Source organism: Streptomyces sp. LN549 (assembly GCF_043203805.1).
Taxonomy (GTDB): Bacteria; Actinomycetota; Actinomycetes; order Streptomycetales; family Streptomycetaceae; genus Streptomyces.
This window is the reverse complement of the sequence record NZ_JAZHRI010000002.1, coordinates 374,495-385,930: the sequence shown is the minus strand read 5'-3', so window position 1 is coordinate 385,930 and position 11,436 is coordinate 374,495. Positions and strand designations below refer to the sequence as shown.

General features: G+C 71.0%; 11 protein-coding genes. 8 read left to right on the top strand and 3 right to left on the bottom strand.

Annotated features, from left to right (window positions below; translation table 11 throughout):
• Positions 1-67 precede the first annotated feature (67 nt).
• Both SH922_RS01860 and paaK read right to left on the bottom strand, forming a co-directional pair.
• Positions 68-859: an SAM-dependent methyltransferase gene (locus SH922_RS01860; RefSeq protein WP_393053819.1), complete on the bottom strand. Its 792-nt coding sequence runs from the start codon at positions 857-859 to the stop codon at positions 68-70.
• A 157-nt stretch (positions 860-1,016) separates the two neighbouring features.
• Positions 1,017-2,312 (bottom strand): phenylacetate--CoA ligase PaaK, encoded by a 1,296-nt coding sequence (paaK, locus tag SH922_RS01855; protein ID WP_393053816.1) that lies wholly within the window; start codon positions 2,310-2,312, stop codon positions 1,017-1,019.
• 302 nt (positions 2,313-2,614) lie between these two features.
• Here paaK and SH922_RS01850 point away from each other — a divergent pair, with 302 nt between their 5' ends.
• Positions 2,615-4,138 (top strand): alpha/beta fold hydrolase, encoded by a 1,524-nt coding sequence (locus SH922_RS01850; protein ID WP_393053813.1) that lies wholly within the window; start codon positions 2,615-2,617, stop codon positions 4,136-4,138.
• Between the two features lie 20 nt (positions 4,139-4,158).
• Here the strand turns inward: SH922_RS01850 and SH922_RS01845 are convergent, their stop codons facing one another.
• Positions 4,159-5,793 (bottom strand): FAD-dependent oxidoreductase, encoded by a 1,635-nt coding sequence (locus tag SH922_RS01845; RefSeq protein ID WP_393053811.1) that lies wholly within the window; start codon positions 5,791-5,793, stop codon positions 4,159-4,161.
• A gap of 263 nt (positions 5,794-6,056) precedes the next feature.
• On the opposite strand from SH922_RS01845, the gene SH922_RS01840 reads away from it, so the two are divergent.
• From SH922_RS01840 to SH922_RS01810, 7 genes are all read left to right on the top strand, one after another.
• Entirely contained in the window at positions 6,057-7,178 is a 1,122-nt protein-coding gene (locus SH922_RS01840; RefSeq protein WP_393053808.1) for a SchA/CurD-like domain-containing protein, read from the top strand.
• A 76-nt stretch (positions 7,179-7,254) separates the two neighbouring features.
• A complete protein-coding gene (locus SH922_RS01835) occupies positions 7,255-7,689 on the top strand; it encodes a cupin domain-containing protein (RefSeq protein WP_393053805.1) in 435 nt (144 codons plus the stop codon).
• Positions 7,686-8,954 carry a beta-ketoacyl-[acyl-carrier-protein] synthase family protein gene (locus SH922_RS01830; protein ID WP_393053803.1) on the top strand — a complete coding sequence of 423 codons (1,269 nt, stop codon included), beginning with the start codon at positions 7,686-7,688 and terminating at the stop codon, positions 8,952-8,954. Before SH922_RS01835 ends, SH922_RS01830 begins: the two co-directional genes overlap by 4 nt.
• Positions 8,951-10,189: a ketosynthase chain-length factor gene (locus SH922_RS01825; protein WP_393053800.1), complete on the top strand. Its 1,239-nt coding sequence runs from the start codon at positions 8,951-8,953 to the stop codon at positions 10,187-10,189. Before SH922_RS01830 ends, SH922_RS01825 begins: the two co-directional genes overlap by 4 nt.
• 38 nt (positions 10,190-10,227) lie before the next feature.
• Positions 10,228-10,485, top strand: coding sequence for a phosphopantetheine-binding protein (locus tag SH922_RS01820; protein ID WP_393053797.1), 258 nt, complete (start codon positions 10,228-10,230; stop codon positions 10,483-10,485).
• 1 nt (position 10,486) lies between these two features.
• On the top strand, positions 10,487-10,966 hold the full coding sequence (locus tag SH922_RS01815) for an SRPBCC family protein (RefSeq protein ID WP_393053794.1): 480 nt from the start codon (positions 10,487-10,489) through the stop codon (positions 10,964-10,966).
• Positions 10,967-11,041: 75 nt separating this feature from the next.
• Positions 11,042-11,374: a TcmI family type II polyketide cyclase gene (locus SH922_RS01810; RefSeq protein WP_393053791.1), complete on the top strand. Its 333-nt coding sequence runs from the start codon at positions 11,042-11,044 to the stop codon at positions 11,372-11,374.
• The last annotated feature ends 62 nt before the right edge of the window (positions 11,375-11,436 follow it).

The following is an 11,436-nucleotide window of genomic DNA, read 5'->3' as shown; positions in this document are numbered from 1 at the left end:
TCGCCGGTGCCCCACGACCTCCCACGCGACAGGGAGCGCGCTCCACTCCCCGTCGCACGGAGGATCGTTACCGGCGGACGCGGGCGACCCCGGCGTGGAAGCTGTCGGTGGCACCCCTGCTCCCCGGGACAGCCGCGCCCTGGTGCCAGCGAGGGGCCGTGACGAGGCCCGGATCAACCAGGTCGAGCCCGTCGAAGAACCGTGCGACCTCCGACCGTGTCCGGGGCCGCAGGGCGATGCCGCTCGACCGGTACTCGTCGGTCTTGTCCTGCTCGGCGGAGAGGAAGTCCTTGGTGAAGTGCGAAAGCACCAGGCAGCTGCCGGAGGGCAGCGCGTCGAGGAGGGTGCGGGTGATGCCGTAGGGATCGTCCTCGTCGGGAACGAAGTGCATGAGGGCGATCAGGGACAGCACGACGGGCCGGTCGAAGTCGAGCACGGTCCTGGCGTGGCCGAGGATCTTCCCCGGCTCGCGCACATCCGCTTCGAGGTAGTCGGTGGTGCCTTCCGGTGTGCTGACGAGCAGCGCCTCGGCGTGCCGCAGCACGATCGGGTCGTTGTCCGTGTAGACCACCCGGGCCGCCGGGTTGATCTCCTGGACGACCTGATGGAGGTTCGGCTGGGTCGGAATGCCCGTCCCGATGTCGAGGAACTGGTCGATGCCCGTACGCGCGGCCCAGCCGGCCGCCCGGTGCATGAAGGCCCGGTTCTGCGCGACGGCGTCCTTCGCCTCGGGCGGCATCTGCTCGCCGAGCGCCTGGTCGACGGGGTAGTGGTCCTTGCCGCCCAGGAGGTAGTCGTAGACGCGCGCCGGGTGCGGCCTGCTGGTGTCGATCCGAGCCTCGGCCGGGCCTGGCGTCATGGCGAACTCCAAGTCTTCGGTACGGGAGAACAATCAGAACGGGGTGGCACGCGGCCGGACACATCCCTTCTGCGCCCCATGGCCACCCCGACGCATTTTGGCACAGCAACCCAGGTGACCTCAGAGCCAGTTGATGCCGCCAGCCGTCGGCCGACGGTCAACTCCCGTGCCGTTCACGCTCGTCCACGATCCGTCGGAACTTCCCGACCGACCTCTCCAGCGTCTCCGGATCGAGGATCTCCACCCCGACCGAGACCCCGATCCCGTCCTTGACGGCTGCCGCGACCGACGCGGCCGCCGCCGCCCGCTGCTCCGGAGTCGCCCCGGCCCGTGCCTCCGCACGCACCGTCAGTACGTCCAGCCGGCCCTCGCGGGTCAGCCGGAGCTGGAAGTGCGGCGACACCCCCGCCGTACGGAGCACGATCTCCTCGATCTGGGTCGGGAAGAGGTTCACCCCGCGCAGGATCACCAGATCGTCGCTGCGCCCGGTGACCTTCTCCATACGCCGGAAGACGCGGGCCGTGCCCGGCAGCAGCCGGGTCAGATCCCGGGTCCGGTAACGGATCACCGGCATGGCCTCCTTGGTGAGCGAGGTGAACACCAGCTCACCCTCCGCCCCCTCCGGCAGCACCTCACCGGTGAACGGGTCGACCACCTCGGGATAGAAGTGGTCCTCCCAGATGTGCAGCCCGTCCTTGGTCTCCACGCACTCCTGCGCGACGCCCGGGCCCATCACCTCGGACAGCCCGTAGATGTCGACCGCGTCGATCGCGAACCGCTCCTCGATCTCGCGGCGCATCTCCTCCGTCCACGGCTCGGCCCCGAAGATGCCCACCTTCAGCGACGTCGTCCGCGGATCGACGCCCTGCCGCTCGAACTCGTCGAGCAGCGTCAGCATGTACGACGGCGTCACCATGATGACCTCGGGCCGGAAGTCCTGGATCAGCTGGACCTGCCGGGCCGTCATGCCACCCGAGGCCGGGATGACGGTGCAACCGAGCCGTTCCGCCCCGTAGTGGGCGCCCAGCCCGCCGGTGAACAGCCCATACCCGTACGCGACATGGACCTTCTGCCCGGGGCGTCCGCCGGCCGCCCTGATCGAGCGGGCCACCACGTCCGCCCAGGTGTCCAGATCCTTCTCGGTGTAGCCGACGACTGTCGGGCGGCCGGTCGTCCCACTGGAGGCGTGAATCCGCCGCACCTGCTCCTCGGGTACCGCGAACATCCCGAACGGATAGTTGTCGCGCAGATCGGCCTTGGTGGTGAACGGGAACCGGGCCAGGTCGGCGAGGGAACGGCAGTCGTCCGGACGCAGCCCCGCCCGGTCGAACGCCTTCCGGTAGTGGCCGACCCGCTCGTACGCATGGTGCAGGGTGGCCCGCAGCCGCTCCAGCTGCAGCGCCTCCAGCTCCTCGCGGCCCATCCGTTCCGCTGCGTCCAGCAGAGCCGTCATGCGGATCTCCTTCTTCCCATGCGCACCGTGCAGGCGACCGATCATTCGGTCGTTCCTTCCGGGAGCAGTAATTCAGGATCTTCCACCAGGTGGCAAGAGGGGCGACGCATGTCGTGCGCGCCGCCGCCGGGAGCACCGCTCGCCACGCCCCAGCCGCCTCGTGCCGTACGGCCGCCCCGGCTCGAAGGCCGTCATGTCCACTCCACTCGACGCACCGCACCCGCCGGGCACCGTCCCGCATCGTGGATACGCCCGTACCGAACACAGCTGCATCACCTGGTCGGCCCTGTTTGGATGGGTCCATGCCGACTTTCCATACGTACGACGGGACCGAGCTCGCCTATCACGTCATGGGGGAGGGTGCGCCGCTGATCTGCCTCCCGGGCGGCGCGATGAGAGCCGGTGCCTACCTCGGAGACCTCGGCGGACTCTCTGCCGTACGGCAACTGGTCGTCCTCGATCTGCGCGGGACGGGGGACTCCGCCGTACCGGACGACGTCTCCACCTACCGCTGCGACCGACTTGTCGAGGACGTCGAGGCGCTGCGCCGCCACCTCGGCCTCGAACGCATCGATCTGCTCGCCCACTCGGCGGCCGGGAACCTGGCCGCGCTCTACGCCGCGCGCCACCCGTGGGCCCTGCGCAGCCTTGTCCTTGTCGCCCCCGGCATGCAAGCCACCGGATTCGCCTTCGTCGAACGCGAGGCCCGGGAGGCCGCCGCCCTGCGCAGCTCGGAACCCTGGTACGCGAAGGCGCTACCGGCTCTGGAGGAGATCTGGGCGGGACGTCTCACGGACGAACTGCGCGCCGCCGCACGGCCGTTCCTCTACGGACGCTGGGACGCGGCCGCGCAGGCGCATGCCGCCCTCTCCGCGGTGCAGATCAACGCCGACGCGGCACGGGGCTATTACGGGCCGGGAGCATTCGATCCGCCCGCGACGGTCGCGGCCCTGCGTGAGTGCCCGGCCCCGGTGCTCGTCCTGGCCGGTGAGTACGACGGCCTGACCACGCCCGACCGCTCTGCCGAACTGGCAGCGCTCTTCCCGGAGTCGGAATTCGCCGTGCAGCGCGGTGCCGGGCACTTCCCCTGGCTGGACGACCCGGGGGCGTTCGTCCGTACCGTCACCGCGTTCCTGGACCCCGACGTGCACAGTGTCCAGGCCGGCGGGATCCGGCTCGCCTACCGGGTGTGGGGGGACCCGTCCGCGCCGCCCGTCGTCCTCACCCACGGACGCTGCGGCGACAGCACCACCTGGACCACCGTCGCCGAACGCCTCGCCGCCCGGCACCGGGTGTACGCCTTCGACTTCCGCGGCCACGGGCTCAGCGACTGGACCGGCCGCTACTCCTTCGAGCTGTTCCGCGACGACCTGCACGCCTTCCTGGAGGCCCGCAACCTTTCCGGTGCCACGGTCGTCGGGCACTCCATGGGCGGCGCCGCGGCCTATCTGCTCGCCGAGCGGCAGCCCGGACTCATCGGCCGCCTCGTCATCGAGGAGGCGCCGCCGCCGTTCCCGCTCGACCCGCCCCGCGCACCCGTCGAACACCCCGGCGGGGAGCTGGACTTCGACTGGCCCGTCGTGCCGTCCACCAACGCACAGCTCAACGAACCCGACCCGGAGGGCCGCGAACGCCTCGGCGAGATCACCGCGCCCACGCTCGTCATCGGCGGCGGGCCCAGGAGTCAGATCGCCCAGGAGGACCTCGCCCGGATGGCACGGCGGATACCCGGCGCCAGGCTCGTCACCATCGACGCCGGCCACCTCGTGCACACCGAACGGCCGGAGGAGTTCCTCGCGGCCCTCCGGTCGTTCGGCGTGGGCTGACCCGGTACACGGGCGCGGCATCAGTCCCGGCGCAGCAGCGCCACCATGACCTCGTACAGTGCCGCCTCGGCGTCCTCGACGCCCGACTCCGCACGCCAGGCGACGAACCCGTCGGGACGCACCAGCACCGCACCATCGGCGCTCGTCCCGTGTGCCTCGGCCCAGTCGGCACCGGCCTCCGGCTCCAGATCTCCGCCCGGGCCGGTGCCGATCCCGAAGGCGTCGAGCCGCGCCCCCAGCCGGTCACCGACCCGCGCTGCCGCCTGCCGCCACGCCACGTCCGCCGCGTCGGTCAGCAGCACGAACGACCGCTCGTACAGATCCAGCGTGGAGATCCGCTCACCGGCCCGGCGCACCCACAAGTGCGGTGCCCTGCTGCCCGGTTCACCCGTCAGCTGCACACCCTCGGGTACCACGGGCCGGTCCGGGCCGATACCCAGCACGGCGCCGTCCACATAGCGGTAGCCCAGCGCCACGTTCAGCATCCCGCCGCGCTTCCCGCCACCCACGGTCGGCGGCGCCGCGTACCCCGGGTGGCTGTGCTCTCCGGAACGCGCCGAGGCCCGCTCGCTCGTCGCCCGCGCCACCGGCCGCCGCTCCGCCTCGTACGTGTCCAGCAGGCCCGGACCCGCCTCACCGCGCAGCACTGCCGCGAGCTTCCACGCCAGGTTGTGCGCGTCCTGGATGCCGGTGTTGGATCCGAACGCCCCCGTGGGCGACATCTCGTGCGCCGAGTCGCCGGCGAGGAACACCCGGCCCCGGGCGTAGCGGTCGGCCACCCGCTCGGCCGCATGCCACGGCGCCTTTCCGGTGATCTCGACGTCGATGTCGGGCGCCCCGACGGCCTTGCGGATGTGCGCCGCGCACCGTTCGTCGGTGAAGTCCTCCAGGGTCTCGCCCCGGCCCGGCTGCCACGGCGCGTGGAACACCCACTCCCGCTCGTTGTCCACCGGCAGCAGAGCGCCGTCCGCCTCCGGATTGGTCAGGTAGCACACGATGAAGCGCCGGTCGCCCAGCACCTCGGCCAGCCCGCGGGAGCGGAAGGTGATGCTCACGTTGTGGAAGAGGTCACCCGCACCCGAACGGCCGATGCGCAGCTGCTCGCGGACCGGGCTGCGCGGACCGTCGGCGGCGATCAGATAGTCCGCCCGCACCGTGGTGTGCTCACCCGTCTGCCGGTTCTTCAGGGCCGCGGTGACACCTGAGCCGTCCGGGTCGAACGACATCAGTTCGGTGGAGAACCTCAGGTCGCCGCCCTGCTCCCGGGCCCGGTCCAGGAGAACCGGCTCCAGGTCGTTCTGACTGCACAGGCACCAGCCGCTCGGGCTGAAGCGGGCGAGTGCGCCACCCGGGTCAATTTCCTTGAACAGCCACTCCTGGTCGTCGCCGGTCAGTGAACCGGCTTGCAGAATGCCGTGGTTCTCCGCCAGGACCGAAGCCGCCGCACGGATCTGCGGCTCCACCCCGGCCCGGCGGAAGATCTCCATCGTGCGGACGTTGTTGCCACGGCCGCGCGGATGTGTCGAGGTTGCGGCGTGCTTCTCGACCAGCAGGTGCTCGACGCCGAGCCGACCGAGGAAGAGGGACGCGGACAGGCCCACCAGGGAGCCGCCCACGATGAGGACCGGTACTTGGACGTCGACGTTCTCGTTCATGAGTTGCTCCAGCTCGGACGCCGTACAGATGCAGTGTCCATGCCCTTGTCGGAGCCTCGTCGGAGCGCTTCGGGCGCCCGCTCACCTGAACGGTTCATAAATCTCGCGTCAGGCGGACCAGCGTTTCACGATCGGTCACGGAGACGTCGCCCACGGTCCGGGCGGACTGTGCGCATCCGCCGGGAGATTCCCCGCTCCGACCCCACTCGACGGTTCCCCACCGGCCCGGCCGGTTCTCCCCTCGTCTCGAAGGAGTTCGCAATATGACCACCACCCTCTCGGAACGGACCTCCCAGTCCGCCTTCGACGGATCAAGGCTGCGGGTCATCCTGCTCCTTGACCTGCACGACGGCGCCCAGAAGCAGTTCCTGGAGGCGTACGAGCACATGCGCAACCAGGTCGCCTCGATCCCCGGCCACATCAGCGACCAGCTGTGCCAGTCCATCGAGAACCCGTCCCAGTGGCTCATCACCAGCGAGTGGGAGAGCGCGCCGCCCTTCCTCGCCTGGGTCAACAGCGAGGACCACGTCGCCACGGTCCAGCCCCTGCACAGCTGCGTGCGCGACACCCGCTCCCTGCGCTTCAGCGTCCTGCGCGAGACCGGCGCAGCCTTCGAGGAGAGCTTCGAGCCCGTCAAGGGCGGTCTCCAGGCCGCGCCCCGCCTCGGGGACGGGGTGGTGCGCCACGCGCTGACCTTCACCGTCAAGCCGGGCACCGAGGAGATCGTCGCGAAGATCCTCGCCGACTACGACTCCCCGCAGGCCCGGGTCGACGAGCACACCCGACTGCGCCGCACCTCGCTCTTCATGCACGGCAACCGCGTGGTGCGCGCGGTCGAGGTCGAGGGCGACCTCCTCGCGGCCCTGCGCCACGTCTCCCGGCAGCCCGAGGTCCGGGCCGTCGAGGAAGCGATCAACCCCTACCTGGAGCAGGACCGCGACCTGGCCGATCCCGACTCCGCCCGGATGTTCTTCACCCGGGCGGCCCTGCCCACCGTCCACCACGTGACGACGGGCCGCCACGCAGCCGGGGAGCACAAGCGCCACGCGCTGTTCTACCAGGCCAAGGAGGGCTGCGGAATGGCGCTGGCCCGCCTCCTGGCCGAGCACGACGAGGAGGAGGCCGACAACACCGGCAGCCCCATCGAGAGCAGCACGATCTTCCAGCGCGACGACGTCGTGGTCCGCCTCCTCGAGGTGAGCGGCCCGCTCGACGCACAGCCCGCCCAGGCGCTCGGGATCCACGGGCCCGGCAAGGCGGCCCGGCTCGCCCGTCTCCTCGACGGTGACGCGAACGCCGTGCCGACCACCGACCAGGACGCCGCCCGCTTCCTCGCCCGGTCCGAGATGCGGCTCATCACAGACCGGCGGGCCGCGGAGTCCTGAGCCGCGCAGCAGCACCCTGGGGGGTTCTCGCTCAACCCGTCGTTACAACGCGCAATGCGCCAGGAGGAAAGCAGTCATGACCATGCACCGGCCACGCATCGTGGACCTCAGCGAGACCCAGCCCAACCGCAGGCGCGGAGGTGACCTGCGCGCACTGCTCACCCCAACGGCCGTGGGCGCCACCAGCGGCTTCATGGGACTGGCCATCGTTCAGCCCGGCGACCGCATCGGCGAGCACTACCACCCGTACTCCGAGGAGTTCGTCTACGTGGTGAACGGGCTCCTGGAGGTCGACCTGGACGGCGAACCGCATGCGATGCGGCCCGACCAGGGACTGCTGATCCCCCCGCACGTCCGGCACCGCTTCCGCAACGTGGGCGACACCGAGGCGCGCATGGTCTTCCATCTCGGACCGCTCGCCCCGCGCCCGGAACTCGGACACGTCGACACCGAGGTCACCGAGTCGGCCGAGCGGGGCGCGCCGCCAGAACGAACCGAGGCCGCCTCATGACCCGGCGCGTGGCCGTCACCGGTGTCGGCGTCGTCGCCCCGGGCGGCATCGGCACCCCTGCCTTCTGGGACCTCCTCTCCAACGGCCGCACCGCGACCCGGGGTATCACCCTCTTCGACCCGGCCGGCTTCCGGTCCCGGATCGCCGCCGAGTGCGACTTCGACCCGGCGGCGTACGGACTCGACGAGGAGGAGGTCGCCCGCGCGGACCGCTACGTGCAGTTCGCGATGGTGGCCGCCCGCGAGGCACTCGCCGACGCGGGCCTCGACGTGGAGCGGACCGATCCGTGGCGCATGGGCGTCTCGCTCGGCACCGCGGTCGGCGGAACCACCCGGCTGGAGCACGACTACGTCGCCGTCAGCGGCAGCGGAGCACGCTGGGACGTCGACCACCGCCCGGCCGGACCCCATCTGGAACGTGCCTTCTCACCCAGTTCGCTGGCCGCGGCCGTGGCCGAACAGGTCGGTGCGCACGGACCGGTGCAGACCGTCTCCACCGGCTGCACCTCCGGCCTCGACGCGATCGGCTACGCCTTCCACTCCATCGAGGACGGCCGCGTCGACGTGTGCATCGCCGGGGCCTCGGACTCGCCGATCACCCCCATCACGGTGGCGTGCTTCGACGCGATCAAGGCGACCTCGGCCAACAACGAGGACCCGGAACACGCCTCCCGGCCCTTCGACTCCCGCCGCGACGGCTTCGTGATGGGTGAGGGCGGAGCCGTACTCGTCCTGGAGGAACTGGAGCATGCCCGCGCCCGCGGCGCGACGGTGTACTGCGAGATCGCGGGCTACGCGACCTTCGGCAACGCCTACCACATGACCGGGCTGACCCCGGAGGGCCTGGAGATGGCCGAGGCCATCAACCGGGCGCTCGGGCACGCCGGGATCGCCGCCTCGGACATCGACTACGTCAACGCGCACGGCTCGGGCACCAAGCAGAACGACCGGCACGAGACCGCCGCCGTGAAGCGGGCGCTCGGCGCACACGCCCATGACGTGCCGATGAGCTCCATCAAGTCGATGGTGGGCCACTCGCTCGGGGCCATCGGTGCGATAGAGATCGCAGCCTGCGTACTCGCCCTGGTCCACCAGACGGTGCCGCCGACGGCGAACTACGAGTCCCCGGACCCCGAGTGCGATCTCGACTACGTGCCCCGCACCGCACGTCCGCTGAAACTGCGCAGCGTCCTGTCGGTCGGCAGCGGATTCGGCGGATTCCAGTCCGCGGTGGCCCTGACCAGAAGCGGTGGGAGGACACCATGAGCACCCGCAAGGCCCGGCGAACCGTTGTCACCGGCATCGGCGTCGTCGCCCCCAACGGCACGAACACCGAAGCCTTCTGGAAGCGGACGCAGGAAGGCATGAGCGTCCTGGACCGGGTCACCCGTGAAGGGTGCGAGGAGCTGCCGCTGCACGTGGCCGGTGAGGTCAGGGGCTTCGACCCGGTCTCGCTGATCGAGGAGCGCTACCTCGTGCAGACCGACCGGTTCACGCACTTCGCGATGGCCGCGGCCGACATGGCGCTGGACGACGCCCGGCTGGGCCGCGCCGACTACGAGGACGCGCCGTACAGCGTGGGCGTGGTGACCGCCGCCGGTTCGGGCGGCGGCGAGTTCGGTCAGCGCGAACTGCAACGGCTGTGGGGCCAGGGCTCCAAGTACGTCGGCCCCTACCAGTCGATCGCCTGGTTCTACGCGGCCAGCACCGGCCAGATCTCCATCCGCGGCGGCTTCAAGGGGCCGTGTGCGGTGGTGGCCAGTGATGAGGCCGGCGGCCTCGACGCCCTGGCGCACGCCGACCGGTCCGTCCGGCGCGGCACCGACGCGGTGGTGGTCGGCGCGGCCGAGGCCCCGCTCGCGCCCTACTCCGTCGTCTGCCAGCTCGGCTACCGCGACCTGAGCGCGGCCGAGGACCCGGCGCGGGCCTACCGCCCGTTCACCTCGGACGCCTGCGGATTCGTGCCCGCCGAGGGCGGCGCGATGTTCGTGGTCGAGGAAGAAGGGGCGGCCCGCAAGCGCGGCGCCCGGGTCCGGGCCGAAATCGCCGGGCACGCAGCCACCTTCACCACCGCGATGCGCTGGGAGGAGTCCCGCGAAGGGCTCTCCCACGCCATCGAGGGCGCACTGCGGGAGGCCGGCTGCGCGCCCGAGGAGATCGACGTGGTCTTCGCGGACGCCCTCGGAGTCCCCGCCGCCGACCGGGCCGAGGCGCTGGCACTGTCGGACGCGCTCGGCCCGCACGGCCGGCGCGTCCCGGTGACCGCACCCAAGACCGGTATCGGACGGGCCTACTGCGGAGCGCCCGTCCTCGACACGGCCGCCGCCGTCCTCGCCATGGAGAACGGCCTGATCCCACCCACGCCCAACGTGTTCGAGGTGTGCCACGACCTCGACCTGGTCATGGGCCGTGCCCGCCCCGCCGAACTGCGCACGGCCCTCGTGCTCAGCCGCGGCCTCATGGGCTCGAACGCGGCGATGGTGCTCCGGCGCCCTGCGTGATCCCCAACCCCACACCCTTGTGAGAAGGAGAGTTCCTCATGACCGAACGGCTGACATACGAAGAGCTGGCCGCCCTGATGAAGAAGGGCGCCGGACTGACCGTCGACCCCAAGGAGATGGAGAACCGGTCCGGCACCGCCTTCGACGAGTTCGGCCTCGACTCGCTGGGGCTCCTCGGCATCGTCGGCGTCCTGGAGAACCGGCACGGGCAGCCGCTCCCGGCCGACGCCGACCGGTGCAAGACGCCCCGAGAGTTCCTCGACCTCGTCAACAACAGCCTCATGACAGGAGCCTGACGTGTCCGGACACACCGAGAACGAGATCGTCATCGCCGCCCCCCTGGACCTGGTCTGGGACATGACGAACGACCTGGAGAACTGGCCCCAGCTGTTCAGCGAGTACGCCTCGGTCGAGGTCATCGAGCGCGACGGCGAGCGGACCACCTTCCGCCTGACCATGCACCCGGACGACAACGACAAGGTGTGGAGCTGGGTCTCCGAGCGCACCACGGACCGCCCCGGACGCACCGTCCGGGCCCGCCGTGTCGAGCCCGGCCCGTTCCAGCACATGGACATCCGGTGGGAGTACTCCGAGGTTCCCGGCGGCACCCGCATGCACTGGGCGCAGGACTTCGCGATGCGCCCCGACGCCCCGGTCGACGACGCGTGGATGACCGACAACATCAACCGCAACTCGCGTGTCCAGATGGAACTCATCCGGGACAAGATCGAGCAGCGCGACCGCGAGCGCCGCACGGCCGCGGTCCCGGCCAACTGAGACACCGTCCGCCGACGGCCGGCAGCCCGGCCCTCCCCGCCGGGCCCGGACCGGGTACCAGAAAGGCATCACCCGATGCACCACGCCCTGATCGTCGCGCGGATGGCGCCGGAGTCCGCGCCGGACATCGCCGAGCTGTTCGCCGCCTCCGACAGCAGTGAACTGCCGCACCTGGTCGGCGTCACCCGGCGCAAGCTGTTCCAGTTCGGCGACGTCTATCTGCACCTGATCGAGTCCGAGCGGCCGCCGGGCCCGGAGATCGCCAAAGTGACGGGCCATCCGGCGTTCAAGGACATCAGCGACCGTCTCACGGCCTTCGTCAGCCCCTACGACCCGAAGACGTGGCGGGGACCGAAGGACGCGATGGCGCAGGAGTTCTACCGCTGGGAGCGCGACACCAGCGCCTGACGACGAGGACCGCCCCGGGTCCGGCCACCAGGCCGGACCCGGGGCGGTCCTCGTGCTGCCCG